This is a genomic window from Stieleria bergensis, from assembly GCA_007745635.1.
GTDB classification, from domain to species: Bacteria; Planctomycetota; Planctomycetia; order Pirellulales; family Pirellulaceae; genus Stieleria; species Stieleria bergensis.
Genome location: CP036272.1, coordinates 548227 through 567730 on the forward strand (window position 1 = coordinate 548227; position 19504 = coordinate 567730).

The 19504-nt window shown below is 56.2% G+C and carries 13 protein-coding genes; 10 read left to right on the forward strand and 3 right to left on the reverse strand.

What is annotated here, in order from left to right; genetic code table 11:
- The first annotated feature begins 6 nt into the window (after window positions 1-6).
- The 7 genes from SV7mr_RS01740 (at window position 7) to SV7mr_RS01770 (ending at window position 7675) form a co-directional block, all read left to right on the forward strand.
- The gene (locus SV7mr_RS01740; RefSeq protein WP_145268651.1) at window positions 7-759 is read left to right on the forward strand and encodes a DUF268 domain-containing protein; all 753 of its coding nucleotides are present in this window, start codon (window positions 7-9) and stop codon (window positions 757-759) included.
- Entirely contained in the window at window positions 756-1481 is a 726-nt protein-coding gene (locus SV7mr_RS01745; protein WP_145268653.1) for a class I SAM-dependent methyltransferase, read from the forward strand. Before SV7mr_RS01740 ends, SV7mr_RS01745 begins: the two co-directional genes overlap by 4 nt.
- A 42-nt stretch (window positions 1482-1523) precedes the next feature.
- Window positions 1524-2654 (forward strand): CgeB family protein, encoded by a 1131-nt coding sequence (locus tag SV7mr_RS01750; RefSeq protein ID WP_145268655.1) that lies wholly within the window; start codon window positions 1524-1526, stop codon window positions 2652-2654.
- Window positions 2651-3847, forward strand: a complete 1197-nt coding sequence (locus SV7mr_RS01755) for a glycosyltransferase family 4 protein (protein ID WP_145268657.1) — start codon at window positions 2651-2653, stop codon at window positions 3845-3847. Before SV7mr_RS01750 ends, SV7mr_RS01755 begins: the two co-directional genes overlap by 4 nt.
- A 53-nt stretch (window positions 3848-3900) precedes the next feature.
- A complete protein-coding gene (locus SV7mr_RS01760) occupies window positions 3901-4719 on the forward strand; it encodes an FkbM family methyltransferase (RefSeq protein ID WP_145268659.1) in 819 nt (272 codons plus the stop codon).
- A 91-nt stretch (window positions 4720-4810) separates the two neighbouring features.
- Complete coding sequence (gene asnB / locus SV7mr_RS01765; protein ID WP_419187969.1) at window positions 4811-6664, forward strand: asparagine synthase (glutamine-hydrolyzing); 1854 nt, start codon at window positions 4811-4813, stop codon at window positions 6662-6664.
- A gap of 45 nt (window positions 6665-6709) precedes the next feature.
- Window positions 6710-7675: a glycosyltransferase family 2 protein gene (locus SV7mr_RS01770; protein WP_145268663.1), complete on the forward strand. Its 966-nt coding sequence runs from the start codon at window positions 6710-6712 to the stop codon at window positions 7673-7675.
- Here SV7mr_RS01770 and SV7mr_RS01775 read toward each other — a convergent pair.
- A complete protein-coding gene (locus SV7mr_RS01775) occupies window positions 7654-8949 on the reverse strand; it encodes a glycosyltransferase (protein ID WP_145268665.1) in 1296 nt (431 codons plus the stop codon). The genes SV7mr_RS01770 and SV7mr_RS01775 overlap by 22 nt on opposite strands.
- Window positions 8950-9939: 990 nt before the next feature.
- On the opposite strand from SV7mr_RS01775, the gene SV7mr_RS01780 reads away from it, so the two are divergent.
- Window positions 9940-11493 carry an ammonium transporter gene (locus SV7mr_RS01780; RefSeq protein WP_473163668.1) on the forward strand — a complete coding sequence of 518 codons (1554 nt, stop codon included), beginning with the start codon at window positions 9940-9942 and terminating at the stop codon, window positions 11491-11493.
- An 89-nt stretch (window positions 11494-11582) separates the two neighbouring features.
- Here the strand turns inward: SV7mr_RS01780 and SV7mr_RS01785 are convergent, their stop codons facing one another.
- Window positions 11583-12914 (reverse strand): MFS transporter, encoded by a 1332-nt coding sequence (locus tag SV7mr_RS01785; protein ID WP_145277906.1) that lies wholly within the window; start codon window positions 12912-12914, stop codon window positions 11583-11585.
- 104 nt (window positions 12915-13018) lie between these two features.
- On the opposite strand from SV7mr_RS01785, the gene SV7mr_RS01790 reads away from it, so the two are divergent.
- Both SV7mr_RS01790 and ltrA read left to right on the forward strand, forming a co-directional pair.
- Window positions 13019-13747, forward strand: a complete 729-nt coding sequence (locus tag SV7mr_RS01790; protein WP_145268667.1) for an HAD-IA family hydrolase — start codon at window positions 13019-13021, stop codon at window positions 13745-13747.
- A 674-nt stretch (window positions 13748-14421) separates the two neighbouring features.
- Entirely contained in the window at window positions 14422-15705 is a 1284-nt protein-coding gene (ltrA, locus tag SV7mr_RS01800; protein WP_419187352.1) for a group II intron reverse transcriptase/maturase, read from the forward strand.
- A 263-nt stretch (window positions 15706-15968) separates the two neighbouring features.
- Here ltrA and SV7mr_RS01805 read toward each other — a convergent pair whose 3' ends face one another.
- Window positions 15969-19481 carry a WD40 repeat domain-containing protein gene (locus tag SV7mr_RS01805; RefSeq protein WP_145268672.1) on the reverse strand — a complete coding sequence of 1171 codons (3513 nt, stop codon included), beginning with the start codon at window positions 19479-19481 and terminating at the stop codon, window positions 15969-15971.
- Between the last annotated feature and the right edge of the window lie 23 nt (window positions 19482-19504).

A 19504-nucleotide genomic window follows, 5' to 3' on the forward strand; every position in this document is an offset into this window, starting at 1 on the left:
GTTCCCATGAAGCTTCATCGATTGATTCCCGGTTGGAATCAGAGTCGTCAGGCTGTGAAATTCGCACGATTTGCCAGCGACTACCATCGTTTTCGGTCCTCCTGTGATCCGCAGCAGAAACCGAGCGTCAATTGGTCCGACCGGTACCCCTGTCTGGATGATCGCACGCAGACAACCGGTTTTGATCGACACTACATTTATCACACAGCCTGGGCGAGTCGAGTGTTGTCGCAACAGCGTCCGGCCGAGCACGTGGATATCGGTTCGAGTTTGTATTTCGTCACCGGTCTTTCGGCGTTCATCCCCGTGCGGTTTTACGACTACCGTCCCGCTGAGGTCTCGCTTTCGGGGTTAAGCAGCGGGCACGCAGACCTGACCGCGTTGCCTTTCGAAGATCGCAGTCTTCCCTCGCTTTCGTGCATGCATGTTGTTGAGCATGTAGGGCTTGGGCGTTACGGCGATCCCATCGATCCCGGTGCGGCGTTGCGGGCGATGAGTGAATTGCAGCGCGTCGTTGCCAGCGATGGTGTCTTGCTATTTGTCACGCCGGTTGGGCGGCCACGCGTTTGTTTCAATGCTCATCGCGTTTTCAGTTACCAGCAAGTGCTGAACGCGTTTTCTGATCTTTGCTTGGAACAGTTTGCTTTGATCCCCGACAGCGCCAGAGACGGTGGTTTGCTGATCGATGCGGATCCTGCCCTGGTTGCCGACCAAGATTACGCCTGCGGATGTTTTATGTTTAGGAGAACAGCACAGTGACATTGATTGGAACAGACAATGAATCAAATCGCGTCGCCTGGGTGACCAATGCGTTGAGCGATTTGCCCTCTGGCTGGCGTTTGTTAGATGCGGGTGCTGGCGAGCAGCGTTTTCGCGGCAACTGCGGTCATCTTGATTACGTTTCCCAAGATTTTGCTCAGTACGTTCCCAACGCGGAATCCAAGCGTGGCCTGCAGATGCCCAAGTGGGATTACGGAGAATTGGATCTGGTCTGCGACATCATTGACATTCCAGAACCGGACGAGTCTTTTGATGCGATTCTGTGTACTGAGGTTTTGGAGCATGTGCCCAACGCGATTGCAGTGCTAGAGGAGTTCGCGCGACTGCTGCGTCCCGAAGGCAAACTGATCGTGACGGTTCCGTTTATCAGTTTGACCCATTTCGCGCCGTATCACTTTGCCACCGGATTCAATCGATTCTTTTTCGAAGAGCATTTGCAGCGGTTGGGATTCCAGGTGGACACGGTCATGCCCAACGGCAACTTTTTCAAGTTAGTGGCGCAAGAGGTTCGGCGCGTCGGCGGCGTCGCCAATCGATATGAAGCCGGTAAGCGCCGCTGGTATGAACGAATGGCGACCAAGGTAGTGCTGAAGATGCTTGATCGTTTCAGTCAACATGATCGTGGTTCAGCAGAGTTAGGTTGTTTTGGGACGCAGCTGATCGCGACCAAGTTAACTGCCGCGGCTACTCAGGCTGCTTAAGACAAACCGATACAGGACATCGTCTACGCAAGGATTGCATTGATGAGAATCTTTTATGCCGCGCCCGATTATGCGCTTGATCGCCGCACGGTGGATACCAAGCTGTGGCGCGCCAATCTGTATGATTCGCTGGTTGACCTCGGCCATTCTCTGGTTGAGTTTCAGATTGATTACCAGCCGTTCAACTATTGTCTGGAACCCAAGACGACCGAACAGCATGAGCTGGTGCGCAAGAATCGTACGATGTTCAGCGAACAGCTGATCGATCAGGTTCGCAAGGCACATCGCGAAAAACCGTTGGACTTGTTCTTCAGTTACTTTTATTCGGCGTACGTGTTTCCCGAAGTGATTCGTGAAATCAAGTCGCTGGGGATTCCAACGGTCAATTGGTACTGTAATGCGTCGTATCAGTTTCATCTGGTCCAGGAGATTGCTCCGGCCTACGACTTTTGCTTGGTGCCAGAACGGTATCGGATGCCAGACTATCGGCAAATCGGTGCCAATCCCATTTACTGCCAGGAAGCGGCCAATCCAAAGGTCTATCGCCCCAGCGATGTGCCCCGTGATTTTGATGTGACCTTTGTGGGCCAGTGCTACGGCAATCGTCCTGAATACATGGCAGCCTTGTGTCGAGCCGGATTGGATGCTCGCGCATGGGGGCCGCATTGGCAAAGGAAAGCCAGACTGAAATGGTCACGACGACTCCGTAATCAGGTGCGCAAGTGGACCGGGCGTCAGGAAAAGTACTTGGCGATGCCAGCCAAACACTGTGGCCCACCGCTGTCGGACCAAGAGCTGATCGACATGTACAGTCGCAGTCAAATCTCACTAGGCTTTACCACCGTCGCCCAACGCCCCGCCGATGGAACCCCCGCGGTCCAGCAGGTTCGCCTGCGTGATTTCGAGGCCACGATGAGTGGCGCGTTCTACATGGTCGAAGCCTTTGATGAGCTGGCTGACTTCTTCGAACCCGATCGCGAGATCGTGTTTTTTGACAGCGAAGCAGAGCTGATCGAAAAGGCCAAGTATTACTTAGCGCATCCTCGACAAGCCCAAGCGATTCGCGAGGCTGGACTGAAACGTGCTCGCGCCGAACACACCTGGCAGAAGCGTTTCGTCGATGTGTTTGAACAGATGGGCATTGATCATTGCAGTCGATTGGAGGCAGCATGAGTGAGCAAAAACGATTGTTGTTGGTCAGTAAGTTCGCTTTCTATCCGCCGCACTGGAATGCGTTTGCCTTGAGCTGCAAACGCTACGGCGTGCGTGGTTCGGTGATCGCTGCTGCACCGCCAGAGTTGCCAAAAGTGCACCAGCAACTGGGCTGGGTCGAATCGGAAGCGGCGTCCAAAGAGCCGTTTGTCGATCGCATCGAGCATCTGCCCGCTGGCAGTCGGTCCAGTCAACGACGCTGGCTGGCAGGAGTGCTCAATGAAATCCAAGCTGATCACATCTGGCTCCAACAGGAACCGGTCGAGAAGCTTTCCATGCAGGTCTTGGCGCACTACCAAAACGACCCGCGTCCTGTGATCGCATCGGCGGTTTGTGAAAACCTATTTCGTCGTCGCAATGTGTTTAAACGCTATGGACGCACTCGGCGCTGGCGTCGCTTGGATGCCTTGTTGGCTACGGCAACACCATCCATTGAGGCAATCCAAAATGCTGGAATGCCAAAGCGTGTTCCGGCGACGCCGTTGGTCGCTGGCATGGAGGGTCCCACGTCCATTCCCACTGCGTTGGATCTGAACGAACTGCAGATTGGCATCGCACCCAAGCCCGACGATTTTGTGGTTGGGTTTGCCGGTCGCATTGTCGAGCAGAAAGGCTGGGGCGTCTTACTGGAGGCCGTGGCCAGATTGCCAGAGACGTTCAAGGTTGCCTTCGCTGGTTGTGGCGATCAGTCCCAGCAGTTGAAGCAACGGGCGATGGAAGCCGGCCTGCGCGGCCGTGTCGCCGTGGCGGGCAGTTTGCCCAAAGATCAGCTGTGGAGATTCTATCGAGCGGTGAACTGTGTCGCTGTGCCTTCAATGACCCGTCCCAAATGGAAAGAACAGTTTGGCGGTGTGTTGGCAGACGCAATGGCTGTCGGTGTACCCCTCATCGGTTCTGACTCCGGAGCGATCCCTGAAGTGATCGGTTCTGCAGGTGTGATTGTGCCCGAAGGTGACGTGCAGTCACTCTCCCGAGCCATCAAGCAGCTCGCCGAGTCTCCCGAAACGCGGCGGCGGCTGAGCTTGCAAGGTCGCCTGCGTTATGACAGTGAATTTTCCATGTCGGCTTACGCTGACAAAGTCGCTCAAGGCGTGGGGCTGCAACACGCTGACGCTGTGTCACCGGATCTTGATGTTGGACGCCGCGTGGCCTGATTTGACTGACTGAACCTTTGTTCTGACCCTGTTTATTCTGCTGGTTGCCTTCGATGAAGCGAACGATCAAAAAAGTTTATCGCCGTCTGTTCGCCAGACGCAGTTGTTACAAGCTGAACAAACTGCTGCTGGAGTGTGGGATGCACGGTTTGGGGATTCTGAATTTCGAAAATGATCGCATTAGCGGAGAGGCAAACTTTCTGCAGCGAACCTTGCGACGCTATTTGCCCAGCGATCGAAAGCCAGTGTTTGTCGATGTCGGCGCGAACATGGGAGACTACTCAGCGGATTTGTTGAAGTGGTACCCGGACAGTCGTGTGATTTCGATCGAACCGCAAGCCAATAACTACCGGTACATGCAGGAACACCTGCAGCAGGCGGAAATGCTGAACGTGGCCTTGGGAGCCGAGGTTGGCAGTCTGACACTTTATGACCGTAACGACAGCGAGATCAGCTGCCATGCATCGATGTACCGGGAAGTGATTACCGATTTGCATCATGTCGATGTGGTGGAACATCAGGTTGATGTGACGACGCTGGATCAATTGCTGGCAGAACGCTCGATCGACCGAGTTGATTTGTTGAAAATCGATACCGAGGGCCATGAGTTCGAGGTGTTGAAAGGTGCCACAGAAGCACTGGCCCAGCAGCGGATCCCTTTGATTCATCTTGAATTCAATGAAATGAACGTCGTCAGTCGGGTGTTCTTTCGAGATTTTCGTCAGTTGCTGGCGGGCTATCAGTTCTTTCGATTGTTGCCGAATTCGATGATCGAGATCCCCGACCGTTCCATTCAATCGGAATGGTTCGCTTACCAAAACATTGTCTGTGTGCACGAGAGCATACAGGCTGCCAAACGTACCGCAGCGTGAGGGCACCGCCACATGACGCGAGCGGTTGCGCCACACAAATGCCTGACCGACACTGCGCTGACAAACCATTCGTTTCTGGAGAACCCCGTCCGTGTGTGGAATCGCTTTGATCTGTGGACCCGAGGTCATGTCGCTGGAACCAGCCATGGCAGCAATGGTCACTGCACTGTCCCATCGAGGCCCTGATGCTGATGGGCAACTCCGTCAACGGAATTGCCTGTTAGGGCACACACGCTTGCAGATCATTGATCCTGTAGGTGGTGTGCAGCCGATGGAGGAACCAACCGATCGGCTGGCGATCACCTTCAACGGTGAAATTTACAATCACCGCGACATCGCCAGGGAACTGCGTTCGGAAGGCGTTTCACTGCGGACGACCAGCGATACCGAAGCCTTGCTATTGGCGTATCGGCAATGGGGTGAAGACTGCTTGCAGAAACTCAATGGTCAGTTTGCCTTCGCGATCTGGGACCAAGCGGAACAGTCGCTGTTTGCGGCGCGGGATCGGATGGGCGAGAAGCCTCTCTTTTACGCTCTTGCGGCAAACGGCCAGCTTATCATTGCGTCGGAGATCAAAGCCATCGTGGCCTCGGGTTTGATCCAGCCAGAGGTTGATCCAGACGCAATCGCTGCGTACCTGCACCTGAACTATGTTCCCGCCGACCGCACCATTTATTCAAATGTTCATGTGCTCCCTGCGGCCCATCAATTGCGTTGGCGCGATGGCCAGCTAACGGTGTCGCGATACTGGGACTTCGAGCTGTCAACGGTTTCGATGGACGAACAGGAGGCGGTGCAAGAGGTGCAGCGTTTGATTGCTCAAGCGGTAGAGCGTCAAATGGTTGCCGATACGGAAGTCGGAGCGTTTCTTAGCGGAGGCCTCGACTCCAGCACGATTGTGGGCTTGATGACTCCACACTCAGAGCGACGCATCAAGACCTTTGCCGTCGGCTTCGGTGATTTGATCAATGAGTTGCCTTACGCTCGGGACGTCGCACAGACGTATCAGACCGAGCATCATGAGTTGCAAATGTCCATCGATGTGGCCGAGATGTTGCAGGTGATGGCTCAGGTTTATGACCAGCCCTTTGGTGACTCGTCCAACATTCCAACTTACCTGATCTCGCAGTTTGCTCGCCGACACTGCAAGGTCGTGCTCTCCGGAGATGGCGGCGATGAACTGTTCGGTGGCTACAGCTGGTATCGTCACTTGATGCTGCGGCAAGGAGTGGGTGATTCACTGGGCCAGCAGGTGCTCTACAAGGCAATGGCCGAGCTTTCCATGAGCGGGAACAAGCGAACCTGGCGAGCACGAGCAACTGCGGTGAAAGCCAATCGCAAGGGCCTGGACTTGTGGCAGGATCACCTGCAGCGGTTAGGCGCTGGAACGGGCATCGATCCATTGCTGAACCGACCCGGTTCAAGTGGACTTTCCTGGGCGGCAAACCATCGACCAGTGGATGATGTCCGGGGCATCGACCGAGCAGTGGATTTTGATTTGCGCTGCTACCTGCCCGGTGACATCTTCACCAAGGTGGACCGAGCCGCGATGGCGCATGGGCTGGAGACGCGGGCACCACTGATGGACGTGGATTTGGTGCAGTTCGTGCTGCGTTTACCCCGCTCGTTACGGTTTCAAACCACGCAGTCGCTCAAGCCCTTGTTGCGACAGTCCTGTCAGCATTTATGGCCCAGCTCAATCGTTGGTCGAGACAAGCAAGGATTTGGTGCACCCATTCGGTCGTGGCTCCAGCAGCCAGCGGTCAGTCAGCAGTTTGCCGCGGTGTGTTCGTCGACGAGTGCCTTGTCCACGTATCTGCCCGGTTTGCAGTCTCAGCGAGAGTCGCTGTCACGGCATCCCCAGCTCTGTTGGAATTTACTGTGTCTGGGGCTTTGGCTGGAACGCATTGCCAGTGCAGCAACGATCAAGAAGGTTGCGGCTTGATCGCGATGTAACGACGAATTTTGATCGTGTCACGAGGTTCAAATCATGGCGAATCCAATCGTAAGCGTGTTGATGGCCGTCCATAACGGGATGCCGCACCTGCCGCTTGCCATCGAAAGCATCCAGCAGCAAACATTCGCCGACTGGGAAATGATTGTCGTGGATGATGGTTCCACCGATGAGTCCGCAAACTGCATTGCCAAGTACGCTGTCGCAGATCGCCGCATTCACTTGGTGCGACAGTCAAACCAAGGTCTAACACCGTCGCTAAACCATGCCAGCAAACTGGCTCGTGGTTCGTTCTTGGCCCGAATGGATGCTGATGATGTGGCCATGCCAACCCGTTTTGAACAGCAGGTGGCTTTCCTGTGCAATCACTCTGATGTCATTGCGGCCGGTGCGGGATTGTTGCTGATCGATCCCGATGGTGATCCCTTGGGCACACAAGTGGTTTCAGCCGATCATGATCAGATCATCCAGCAGTTGTTTCAGGGACAGGGCGCTCTGCCACATCCGACTGCCATGATGGTCGCCGAGGCCTTCGAACAGGTCGGGGGTTATGACGAATCCTTTACCAAAGCACAGGACTTGGATTTATGGTTGCGACTGTCTGCGATTGGCAAGCTGGCCAATTTGTCCGAGCCACTGTTGCAGTACCGCTTGCATGTCAACTCGATCACATCACGGCATCGCAGTGAACAGCTCGAATGTGCTCGTCGTGCCGTTGCCGCAGCGTATCAGCGGATAGGGCAAGACGTTCCGTTGCTGTCCCATTTGAGTGATCGGGGGCAGACCGCGTCTCAGGTGTACCGCCGCTGGGCAAGAATGGCCTTGAAGTCTGGCTTTGTCGATGTGGCTCGAAAGCACGCCTGGAACGGGATCAAAGCCTCGCCGTGGTCGCTCAGTCACGTGGGGATCGTTGCCAAACTGATGGGGCACGCTTTGTCCCCCTCAGCCTCGCTCAGCCCGCCAAATTCGGATGCCACCGCTCAGGCAGCTCGGGCGGCGTAGTCTTGCGAGGCCGCTGAGATTCGCTGATAGAGATCATGGTACGCTTGCACACAGCACTGCATGGTGTAGTGCTGTAAAATGAGCTGGCGTGAATTCACGGAGAGGCTCTGACGCAGCGCTGGATCACTGTGAAGCGCGTCGATGTTTTTGGCTAGCTGTGCGACGTCGCGCAGCGGGCTTGTCAGGCCCGTGACTTGGTGCTGCACGATCTCGGGGAGACCGCCCACGTCATAGGCAATCACCGGAACCCCGCAAGCCATGGCTTCAATGGCAGTCTGTGGCAGGTTCTCTGCCCACGAAGGCAGCACAAACACGTCCATCGCAGAATAGATGTCTGCCTGATGCTCTGGGTTGCTGACGAAACCAGTGGAGCGCATGGGCAGTGGCATTTGGTCTTCGAGTTCTGGTTTCGACGCACCAAACGCTAATGCGGTGATCTCTTGTTTGCTACGGAGCTGTTCAGCAGCAGCGATCAAGTCTGACAAGCCTTTGCGAGGATTGCCCAGTGAGGCAGCACCGAATCCAATCACGAACTGCTGTGGGGCGATTCCCAGTGCTTGCTTGCTGGCTGCTTTGTCTCGCGGTTGAAAGACATCCGTGTTGACGCCGTTGCGAATGACTTCGATGCTGGAAGCGTCTTCAAGCAGTAAGCTTTGCCCAGCAAGATCGGCTAGCCACTGACTGGGCGTGACGACGTGCAGTCGTTTGCCGCGATAGGCTTGCTGTTTGATTTGCACGATCTTGTTTGACAAATCGCTCGGCCCGCGATGTTTGATCTGTGGGCAGTTTCCACAGCCGGTTTGGAACTGATGGCACTGGTCCGCATGATGGCAGCCACCGGTGAAGGCATTCATGTCATGCAGTGTCCAGACCACTGGCAGATGATCGGGGACGCTGTCAAAGAACGTGGGAAAGTCCAGCCACCGCGAGACCCAATGCAAGTGCAAGATCGTTTGCGGATTCCGCATGCTCCTGGGCAGGACAGTGCGCCGCGCGACGCGCGGGTCGGTGAAGATTTCTAATTCCCGGCTGCGACCGCTGCGATACCAAGCTTTGGAGAGTTTTAGCCGCAGGCGTTTTGCCAGGTCGGTGCTGTGGCTCGGCCAGCGCAGCGACTGCACGCCTTGGTCATCCTTGGCGGGGTCATCACTGGATGGCGCGGACAGGGTATTGAGTGTTGATTGGACGCCACGCTGCAACAGTCCGTGATGCAATCGGTTGGCCGCAACGGCTGCACCTCCCACTGCGGTGGTGTTGAATTGCTGGATGATCACGGAACGGTCCTTCGATTCAATGGATGACAACCTGATGTCCGTTGTTGATTGCGGTCAGAGCTGAAGATTGCGGTTAGAAAGGTGCGTGAAGCAGTGATTGCTGTGTACCGAAATGAACCAGCCAAGCCCAGAACGGTTTGCCTGTTGGCGCGTGATCCGTTGCTGGACGGTTCCCCTGTGACCGCCGATCGAGGCTCGTGGAACGGGTGAAGCCGGGCGGTGAACGAAACCAGGGGGACGGGTTCGCCTCGCAATTCACGGCCTGAAATCAGCCCGGTGGATTGTGCGGTGTCAGATTGCCCGCATCAACTGTGATCGGTAACCAAGCCTTGGTCCACCGTTGGGGGTTTTCGGTCAGCGGCGAATGGCTTGGTGTTGGCACCTAGTGTGCGACCGCCACGCTGCTCTGGGCAATGTGGTCTCGGCGGTGCGAGCTGGTGGTGCGAGCTGGTGGTGCGAGCTGGTGGTGCGAGCTGGTGGTGGGTGCTGGTGGTGGGTGCTGGTGGTGGGTGCTGGTGGTGGGTGCTGGTGGTGGGTGCTGGTGGTGGGTGCTGGTGGTGGGTGCTGGTGGTGGGTGCTGGTGGTGCGAGCTGGTGGTGGGTGCAAAATTGGAGGCAGGGGGCCAGCGGGTGGGCAAATGAGGGTGGGAATTTTGCCGGAATGGGCAGGGGGGGCTAGTGTACCCGCTGCAAAACAGAACTCAACTTCGTATCCTAGTCTGCTCGTGACTGAGGCGGGTCCAGGCACTTTCCCCCCTTTTTGCCATCTCAGTGACACTGGTTCTTGTTTTGTATTCTGGCTGAGGTTCGATGCGTTCACTCGGCGGAACAGCGATTTTCATGGCGGTCCCGACGCGCTCACTGCTCGCCGGGGAAGCTGTTGAACGTCGATGAAGCAGGCAAGAAAGGCGGCCAGATGTCAGTCGATGTGCAGATGAATGTAGCCCGTTGCAGTCGCCACTCCCGTTTTATTTCTTAGAGGTGATTTGTAGTGAGACACTGGAAAAACTATTTGGTGATCGCGATGTTTGCATCGCTGTTCGCCGTTAACTTGCCGTCAACGGTCATGGCTCAGGACGCGGAGACCGCCGCTCCGCCAGCGCAAGAAGTGGTAGAAGATGCAGCAGCAGAAGCTGCGCCCGCAGATACCGAGGCGACTGGCGCTGCGTCTGACGGCACTGACACCACCGACGGCGATGAAGATACCGCGACCGACGAAGCGGTGGCTGTTGTGGAAGGCTTGACCGACGATGAGATCAAGGATTCTTCTTTGGCGGCACACAACGCTTGGATGCTGGTCTGTTGTGCCTTGGTCCTGTTCATGACTGCGCCTGGATTGGCGATGTTTTACGGAGGCTTGGTCCGACGCAAGAACGTCTTGAGCGTGATGATGCAGTGCATCTTCTTGATGGGACTGATGACCGTCGTCTGGTGCCTGTACGGCTACTCGCTGGCCTTTGGTGGCGACGGTTACTGGATCGGAAACTTCGACTATGCCTTCATGAACAACGTTCAACGCACCTGGAGCGATGCAGCAGGTGGACCGGTCACGCCGATGGAAGGTGAGATTCCGCGACTCACCCACATGTTGTTCCAAGGCATGTTCTTCATCATCACCCCAGCCTTGATCTGTGGTGCGTTTGCAGAACGGATGAAGTTCGGCGCGATGGTCATTTACTCGATCCTCTGGGGCACCTTGATCTATTGCCCACTGTGTCACTGGGTTTGGGATGGCGGTCCACTGTCGTACAACGACACCAGCCTGATGGGCGGCGCGTTGGACTTTGCTGGGGGAACCGTGGTTCATATTTCCAGTGGTGTTTCCGCTTTAGTTGCTGCCATCTTGATCGGACCTCGGATGGGTTACCCCAAAGAGCCGATGCAGCCTCACAACTTGACCTACACCGCGTTGGGTGCAGCCATGTTGTGGGTCGGTTGGTTCGGTTTCAACGCCGGTAGCGAACTGCTGAGCGATGGACTGACCAGCAGCGCCTTTGCTGTGACACACTTTTCAGCTGCCGCAGGTGCCGTCGCCTGGGCGTTGACCGAATGGATTGTGCTCGGTAAACCAACCGTGCTGGGTGCCAGTAGTGGCGCCGTCGCTGGGTTGGTCTGCATCACACCTGCTGCTGGATTCGTCCAACCCATGCCAGCCTTGCTGATGGGCTTGATTGCTGGTGTGGTTTGCTACTGGGCGTGCAGCAAACTGAAACATGCCTTGAAGTACGATGATGCTTTGGATGCGTTTGGCGTTCACGGCGTCGGAGGGACCGTTGGCGCTGTGCTGACCGGTGTCTTCGCCACACGAGCTTGCTGGGATGTCGCCGGAGGCGAAAAGATTGGTTTGGTCGAGTCCGGAGGGGATCCTGCGCTGCTGATCGGTCAGATCGTTGCTGTGCTGGTAACCTTTGCCTTCGCTGGAGTCGGCAGCTTCGTCCTGCTTAAAATCTTGGATGTTGTGATCGGCTTGCGAGTCCCCGCAGAAAACGAGCAGCGTGGTTTGGATATCACCGATCACGGTGAAGAAGGCTACATGCTCGCGTAAGCAAAACGCGACAGTCATTCACGTCCGGTGCGTGCTGGCACGCACCGATGCTCGAAAAACACTCAGTTGCAGGTTCGTCGCTTGCAGACTTAAGACGGCTCGGGCGTCGAGATGATGCTGAGCTTTAATCCGATGGCGGCGGTCACCAACACGGTGGTCGCCGCTATTTTTTGCGCTGTGGCAATGCTGGTGCCGTCAGCCAACATGCCCCACAGCAGCGATCCGGTGGCCATCGAGAAGGCCATCATGGTCAAGTAGCAGCTCATCCCACGAGCTCGCAAGCGATCCGGCAGTGACAATTGCGCCGCGGTGTTCAGGCTGGTCAGCGTGATCATCCAGCCCATCCCCATGATCAGTGTGGCAACCACGTTGATGGTGCGATCGGTGGTCACGGACATCAGGGTCATCCCGATGGCAAACAGCGTCATCGCCATGGTCACCGCTTTGTCGGCCCCCAACCAGCGGTGCAGTTCTGGCATCAAGCGAGCTCCGATGATGGCTCCGCCTCCGATGCAGGCCACCAACACGCCAAAGCCATCAGCACCCCAGTCCAGGCGTTGCTTAACAATCAACGGCAACAGACCCCACAGTGCGCTGGCCGGAGCAACAAAGAACAGCAAACGCAGCAAGACGTGTCGCATCGCCACACAGCTGAACGCATAATGCAGTCCTTCAAAGAGCGATTGTTGAAACGATTGGCCCCGGCTGGATTCGACCCTGTCCCGTTTCCAGACCAGCAGGGCGATGATGACCGCAGCGAATGAGGCGGCATTGAAAGAAAAGGCAATCCAAGAACCCAGCCAAGCGACCAGCAGTCCCGCCAGCGCAGGTCCAACGCCGCGGGCCAGGTTGAAACTAATGCTACCCAGCGCGACGGCACGGGACAGTTGCGATCTGGGGACCCACTCGGGAACTGAGGCTTGCCAGGTTGGCACATGCAAGGTCAACCCTAGGCCAATCAGGAATGTCAGGCCCAGCAAGCCCCAAGCGGTGATCCAGCCCATCGCGGTAAGCCACGCTAACGTGCCGGTGACGCAGAGCAACATCAGCTGTGTTCCAATCAGCAATTTGCGTCGATCCATTCGGTCGGCCAGCACACCGGCTGGAATGGCCAGCAGCATGATTGGCAACGCCATGGAGGTGCGCACCGCGGAAACCATCTGAGGCGACGCGTCCAGCTGAGTCATTAACCAGCCGGCGCCAATTTCATGCATCCAAGTGCCTAGATTGGAGACCAGTGAGGCTAGCCAAAAGGTGCGAAACACTGGGTTCTTGAGTGGCAGCCAGGGCGAATCCGATTGTGCTTCAAGAGGTGTGTGGGGGGGCTCCGAGGCCGGCGTTGCAAGCTGCTCGGGAGAGCGATCGTCGGGGGCGACGGTCGTTTCCGTTTCTGAATCGGCTTGCTTTACGGGGTTCTTCATCGCAACCAACATGGCAGCATCGATGGGATTCGACCAGACCAATTCACCGACCCCAGTGCTGGCACGCCCAGAATGCCCGGCAGGCAAAGACCGACAATTGGACTATGATTTCCAAGCCAAGTCGACTGAAACTCCTTCTGCCTCTCTGTATCGATTCATCCATGGTCAATCGCCCCTACGACTGGGTCTTCTTTGATTCCACCGGCACCTTGATGCGTCCGGTCCCTGAGCCGGCAGAGGTTTATCACCAAGTCGGACAGGCGTTCGGATCTGATTTGTCGGTGTCGCAGCTTCGCGAGCAGTTGAAAGAAGCGATGAAGACGCACTTTTTGGGCGACACAGTGGACTTGCCCACCGATCAAACCTTTGAACGAGAGCGTTGGCGGCGGATCGTCGTCGACACGATCTCCGACTTGCCAGAAACACATCTTGACGAAGCCTTTGCACAGCTATGGCTTCGATTCAGCGAAGCCGACGCCTGGCAATTGTTTGCCGATACCGTCCCCACGCTGCAGCGTCTGAGAACAGCTGGATATAAGATCGCGCTGGCATCAAATTTTGATCAGCGTTTGGTTCAGATTCTGCATCAAATGCAAATCATGGATCGTTTTGACCGGATTGTAATCAGCGCTGATCTTGGCTGGTCAAAGCCCAGTAAGAAGTTCTATGAAGCGGCTCAGCAAGCGGTTTCAGCGACAGACGTTTCACGTTTGTTAATGGTTGGTGATACGTTTCAAGGAGATGTTCAAACGCCGCGTTCGGTGGGCTGGGATGCCAGGCATTTGGTGCGTGACAAAGACAACGCATTGGAAACGCTGTTGGCTGATCTATGACCCGCCACCGCATCGTCTAGCCAAGTTACCCAAGCGGCTGATGAATTGTTGGCTAAATTCTTTCGCTTGCGGGAGAGTCGAGCCGAAGCGAGGCGAGGGGAGTGCCGGGATAAAACCGGATTGAGATAGGGAATGAAAGTGTCCTACGTAGAAAGTCTAGCCAACTGCTATGGCCTCCATCGGAGGTGCAGAGAGGGTAACCGATCTGTGCTGAGCGTCCGACAAGGGGGGAAACGCAGGCCAGCTATTGAGCTCCGAAATCTGAACTTCCGTGTGCCGACCTGGTCCCTCTATGGGGAAGGCAACACCGATGGGTTCGTCATTAGGCGAGAACCCATCGGACACGGCGGAGTCACGAGAACCTGCGCATGCGTGGAAATCTCAATCGCGAGAACCGGGAGATCCGATCGGCCACTGGCAAGTATCCAGTGCGGGCAGCGAACCGTCCAGCGGGAAAGGCTGCCATGAACGCTGATCGGAAGTCGGATGAGTCCATAGTACTGCCGACACAGGCGAACAACGCCGGAACTGAACCGGCCGCGGAGTCTGTCGAGGAAAGGGACTCAGCCAAGATGAGCACCTCGCAGCACGATCGACCCCGAACTTCGAGTCGGACCAAGCGTCGTTCTCGCGGGCTGCTGGGTGTGCGCGAAACAGCGCGGGACTGTCCTGCGTTGAAGTTCGAGAACCTGTTGCATCACATCAACGTTCCCCTGCTGCACGAGGCCTTCGATGATTTGAAGAAATCTGCCGCAGCGGGCATCGACGAGGTGACTTGGCAGCAGTACGAGCAAGACCGAGAAGCCTCGATTGAGGCTCTACACGGTCGTATTCACCGGGGTGCCTACCGAGCGAAGCCCTCCAAGAGAATCTACATTCCCAAAGCCGATGGCCGGCAACGTCCGATCGGCATCACGGCCCTGGAGGACAAGATTGTCCAAAAGGCAACCGGGTGGGTCATGCAGTGCATCTACGAACAGGATTTTCTCGGATTCAGTTATGGTGGCCGTCCTGGTCGCGGCGCTCACGATGCACTCGATGCGTTGTGTGTCGGTGTGAGCAGCAAAAAGGTGAACTGGATTCTGGACGCCGATGTGAAAGGCTTCTTTGACAACGTGGACCACCAATGGCTCATGAAGTTCATCGAGCATCGCATTAGCGACAAACGGATTCTCCGTCTGATCGGAAAATGGCTTCGAGCCGGTGTCAGCGAAGACGGTGAGTGGTCCAAGACGACGGTGGGGACTCCGCAAGGAGCGGTGATCTCGCCGCTGCTTGCGAACATCTATCTTCACTATGTGTTGGACTTGTGGATCGACCACTGGCGAAGACAGCGCGGCCGCAAGGACGTCGTTGTGGTTCGGTACGTCGACGATTTTGTGATTGGGTTTGAGAGCAAAGCTGATGCTGAAATGTGCCTGGAAGCACTCCGGGAACGTTTCGGTAAGTTCGGCCTTGAGCTTCATCCCGAAAAGACTCGCTTGCTCGAGTTTGGTCGTTATGCGATCGAGCGTCGATCTGAGCGAGGAGACGGTCGACCGGAGACGTTCGATTTTCTCGGTTTCACGCACCGCTGTGATACCAGCCCAAAGACGGGATGGTTCATGATTCGCCGCGAGACGATCGCGAGCCGGATGGCTCGTACCCTCTCGGCAATCAAGGCGGAGCTTCGTCGTCGGCGACACCAGTCAGTCGGCCAACAAGGTCGGTGGCTGGGTAGTGTGGTCCGCGGCTGGCTGGCCTACTATGCCGTCCCAGGCAATGTGAGCCGCCTACGTCGATTTCGAGACGAGGTTAGCCGACTATGGTTGCGTACGCTTTGTCGTCGCAGCCAACGGCATCGCTGGCCTTGGCCTCGCATGAAACGGTTGCTGCTGACCTACCTCCCTCACGCCAAGGTACGCCACCCGTATCCAGATCAACGATTTCGCGCCCGAATCAAGGCAGGAGCCGTATGAGACAACACTCAAGTACGGATCTGTGCGGGGGGCGGCCGGAAACGGCCGTTCCTACCGTGACTGAAGTGGTTGGCAACGCCGACGCGCTGCAAAGAAACCCTCCCCGGATGGCCTTGAGATTCGACAGGCTTCCCGCTTTGCCGATCGTCCCAATCATCGACGCGCCACTGCGACTTGCCGTCCGGGCCTCCCAGAGAGAGGATGTTTTGGGGTAGGAAATCGCGGCCATTAAGAAACCGTGGCCAGCGCCAAAACGGGCGCTGTTAGTCTGGTTGGCGTTCATCAACCGGCGGCCACAGCTGCAACTCGCTGGGGTCAGTTTGATAAACCTTGCCACCTGATTTCGAGAGCACCAACCGCTGGGATGCTTTGAGACGCGTGGGGGCGAACACGGCGTGGATTTGACCGTTATCGGTGTTTAACAACACGCTTGCGGAGGTCTGTCCCTGATGGTGCACAAGCATCCACCGGCCCGCTTGATCCAGGTCGACTTCTTGAGCGTTGGGAACCAGTTTGCTCCATCGTGTGGTTGCATTACTGACATCCCAGCACGTTGCCAATGACATCGATCTGCCGTAGGCCTGACCGATGACCAGATGGCCTGATTCAGGGAGCCACTGCATCCAAAGCGTTCGACTGGGCGTGGGGATGATGGCTTGCTGTTGCATGGTCTGTGGATCCAGCAAGCGGACACCGGAATTGCCACGGCTGGCAACGGCGACGAGCTTGGCGTCGGGTGACAGCCGTGAGATTAAGTTCGATGCTCGACCCGTGGGATAGCGACCGAGCTGCTGGCCAGTCATTAAGTCCAAGACAACAACCGCACCGCCGTTGTCATTGACTTTAACGTAGCGATCCAGAGCATCGATTTCTAAGCCGCTGACATGGGTGCCGATCACCTCTGCTGTCCAGCGAGGCTGTTGGGTTTCCGTCTCCCAAAGCTGAATCTTAAGCACGTTGTCATCCAAGCCAGTGATTTGGCGAGGCAGGGCCAGAGCCACGTGATTTCCCGATGCAGAAAGTGTGCCATGGTAGTCATTGTCCACCCTTGGGAATTTGAAGATCGGTTTCCACTGATCATCAAACAGCACATGATGTCGTTCTCGACCGAATGATTCGTAGGCGAGTCGCGTTTTCCAGTCCTGGCTACGAGGGCCAAGCTCGTAGCGTTCTAACAACTGAGCCAGTTCGGATCGATTCCATGCGACGGGTTTGCTGCTGGGATGCTTGGTTCCGTTAGCCAGCCAGCGTTCGATTTCACTGACGTTCCCACTGCGACGATTGTTCGTCGGCGTCCCCAGGTCCAACGACGGCCAGTTCGCATCCGCTTGGGAATCAATGAGCTTCGTTGATGCCTTGTTGCTTGTCACGTCAGGGGTTTCTGGTTTGTCTAGCAGTGTTGCCTTCGAGCCATTGGCACGTCGAATTTGCCCTGTCCAGGAGTTGCCGTATTCAACGATCTGAAAATGCTTGGCAAGTTTCCGTTGCTTCGACGCCATTTCTGTTTCGTTTGTTGTCTGGAGGTTCCACAGCCTTGCTCCGTTGCCGGCAGCAATCAGGAGTTGTTTGCTGTCCGGGCTGAATGCCAAATCATTGATGCCATACGGGCTTTCTAAGAGCACCGCGGGGTTGTCGCGTTGCAAGGGCTGCCCATTGCTGTCAAGGTTCCATTGCCAGATCGAACCTGGCACCGATTCCTGAGCTTGGTTGGCTGCGTTTAGATGGGATCCGTCAGGCGAGATTGCGACCGCGTTCATCGGAGCTTTGATGGTCTGAAGCGTGCTGGCTTGGTTGCCGGTCAGATTCACTTGGACCAGCATGCCCGTGCGAGCACTGCCGCGAAAATACAGTTTTGGGGCAGTCGACTGTCCGGCGATAAACAGTTGTCTGCCGTTGGGGTGCACGGCGACATCCCGCGGTTCCAGTTCTGGAATGGTAATTTCTTGAACCAGTTCACCGTCCGGCAGGCTCAGTTGCTGCACGTGTCGTTTGCCGACGGCGAACAGGCTTTTTCCATCCTTGCTAAAACACAGTCGCTGGGCATCGCACTCCTGCCAAAGTGGGTGGTCTTGATCCTGACGATCGACAAGCAGCAGGCGGGTTTTCGGTGGCTGGTTTGGCAAACCGCTTGGCCGAATGATTGACGCGATGAAGCGACCGTCGAGCGTACAGACGGACTGCTGGGGCCAGATGAATGTATCGAAATCACTGCGCCAGACCGTTGTGCCCTTGGTGATGGAAATGATCAGAGGGCTGTTGGAGGTGCGTGCAAAGACATGCTCGCCATCGGCAAGGAACTGAACATCCTGCAGGTCGGTGATCAGTCGTTGGTTGCCCGTGGCCAGGTTCGTCAGCGTGTCACTAAACCAGCACAGATTGCCGGTGGGAGCAAAGGCAACTTCGTAAGCCCGAAAGGGTTGTTTCGAGGCGGACCAAATGGCGTGGTCGGTTGCCAGGAATTGATCTTTGACGGTTTCGAGAATCCCTGGTGATTGAGCGCCACCGATGCGATTTCCTCGGGCCAAATAGTCACCGGCAAGTTTGGTCATCGTCGGCTTGTCATTGACCTGTTTGCCACCGGGAATCTGGACCGCGCCCAGTTTGGCTGACAGTTCGTCCTCATAACCATTGGGGTATTCCATGCCAACGAAACAAGCTAAACCCGAACGCGTGTAACGGATCGCACAAACGGGCATTTCAAGCTCGCTTGACTCGCCAATCATTTCGCCGGTCGAGGGCTTAAAACGTTGCAAGGTCGTCAGTCGGCCTGTGCTGTCTTGGGGGACATCAATCTGTTTGGGTGGTGCTTTGGCATCGCTCTGTTGAACGGCAGCGATCACTTCGGCACCGGAATCCGTGATGTCAAAGTCTCGCAAAATGCCGTTGAGCGGAATCTCCTTGATCACGTTTCCACTGTTTAGATCAACAATGTCGATCTGGCCTGGAGACGCTTCGAGTTCGGACATGGACTCGCGCTGTGTGACCTGTGCTGAAGCGATCAGTTCAGCCTCGGCAGCGAGCCGAAGCGTTCGTTCTCCGGTCGTCGAGTAAAGTGTCTTTTGGGACTGCAAGTCAAACAACAGCGACGTCTTTTGGCCGGCTTGGATGCCGTGGAACACCAAGCGATTTTCTGAACCCACAAACTCAAAATGTGGCGGTTCTTGATCATCCTTGGGCAATGGGGTTTGAACTTCGATGCGTGATTCAGGGTTGTCGACCTGCAAGAGAATGTAGGCAGCTTCGGAGTCTGCGTGAAAACACTGATCTTTGTTGGCAACAAGGAGGTGCTGTCCCTCGGGGCTGATCGCCGCCATGAGATACAGCGGACTGGTGCGTTGGGTGGGCAGTTTAGGATTGGCTGTCCAGGTTTGAATCCGTGCCATGTCGTCGGTGTCATAGACTGAAATCTGATCACCGTAAACGCGCAGCAAACGCTTGGAGTTCGCACTGAATGACAAGGCGTTGTTGACCGTGGGCCAGCGCTTGACCGGAAGGCCTTGCTGAACATCATAAACAATCGTTTCGGTAATGAACGTGCTGCCGACGGCCAGTCTTCGATCGGGTGAAACGCTGATCAAGCGGGGGACGCAGTCTTGTGTTTGCAGTTGAGCCAATTCGTTGGGAGCTTTCCGGCCGGCCAGTTCAATGGCACTTAAATGGGCGTTGGTTTCGGCCGAGGGCTGCTGAGGAATCTTTTCGCAACCGCATAGGCTCCAGGTCAAAAGCATTAGCGCACTGGCTAACGCACGGACTCGCGCAAGGTTGTTAAGCTTCATCGGAAGGGATCCACTAGGAATGC

Excerpts from the sequence above, each read along its gene's own strand:
- SV7mr_RS01740 (WP_145268651.1), top strand. The coding sequence starts at position 7 with ATGAAGCTTCATCGATTGATTCCCGGTTGGAATCAGAGTCGTCAGGCT.
- SV7mr_RS01750 (WP_145268655.1), top strand. The coding sequence starts at position 1,524 with ATGAGAATCTTTTATGCCGCGCCCGATTATGCGCTTGATCGCCGCACG.
- SV7mr_RS01755 (WP_145268657.1), top strand. The coding sequence starts at position 2,651 with ATGAGTGAGCAAAAACGATTGTTGTTGGTCAGTAAGTTCGCTTTCTAT.
- SV7mr_RS01760 (WP_145268659.1), top strand. The coding sequence starts at position 3,901 with ATGAAGCGAACGATCAAAAAAGTTTATCGCCGTCTGTTCGCCAGACGC.
- SV7mr_RS01770 (WP_145268663.1), top strand. The coding sequence starts at position 6,710 with ATGGCGAATCCAATCGTAAGCGTGTTGATGGCCGTCCATAACGGGATG.
- SV7mr_RS01785 (WP_145277906.1), bottom strand. The coding sequence starts at position 12,914 with ATGAAGAACCCCGTAAAGCAAGCCGATTCAGAAACGGAAACGACCGTC.
- SV7mr_RS01790 (WP_145268667.1), top strand. The coding sequence starts at position 13,019 with ATGATTTCCAAGCCAAGTCGACTGAAACTCCTTCTGCCTCTCTGTATC.
- SV7mr_RS01805 (WP_145268672.1), bottom strand. The coding sequence starts at position 19,481 with ATGAAGCTTAACAACCTTGCGCGAGTCCGTGCGTTAGCCAGTGCGCTA.